Consider the following 510-nt stretch of genomic DNA (forward strand, 5'->3'; position numbering starts at 1 on the left):
ATTTCATATGCGGGCAAAGCCCTATGATGCCAGCCGCACCTTAAGGTGCATATACGGTCTGCCATTTGCATGAGATTATTATCTACTACCCGTAAACGGGTCGTTATATTCTTTGAGTGTCATCTGGTCTTCAACTTGATCTTCTTTAAGTTGATTTTGTATGTACTCTGCTATTCTTGCGGCATTCTTACCGGCTGTATCAACGTAATACCCTCTACACCAAAATGTTCTATTCCCATACTTATACTTCAAATTGGCATGCCGCTCGAATATGATTAAGCTGCTTTTACCTTTGAGGAACCCTACAAACCCCGCTACACTCATTTTGGGTGGTATTTCTATCAGCATGTGTATGTGGTCGAGGCATACCTCTGCTTCTATAATGTTAATTTCTTTCCATCTGCATAATTCTCGCAATATCTTCCCTATCTCAGCTCTATTCTCTCCATAGAACGCCTTCCTGCGATACTTTGGCGCAAACACTATATGATATTTGCAGTTCCACTTAGG

The 510-nt window shown here is 41.4% G+C and carries 1 protein-coding gene; it reads right to left on the reverse strand.

All coding sequences use genetic code 11. The features are described from left to right. Positions 1-78: 78 nt before the first annotated feature. On the reverse strand, positions 79-510 hold a 432-nt coding region (gene tnpA, locus DWV16_RS18800; protein ID WP_118480972.1), incomplete at its 5' end, for an IS200/IS605 family transposase.

Source organism: Anaerotruncus sp. AF02-27, assembly GCF_003465835.1.
GTDB classification, from domain to species: domain Bacteria; phylum Bacillota; class Clostridia; order Oscillospirales; family Ruminococcaceae; genus Anaerotruncus; species Anaerotruncus rubiinfantis.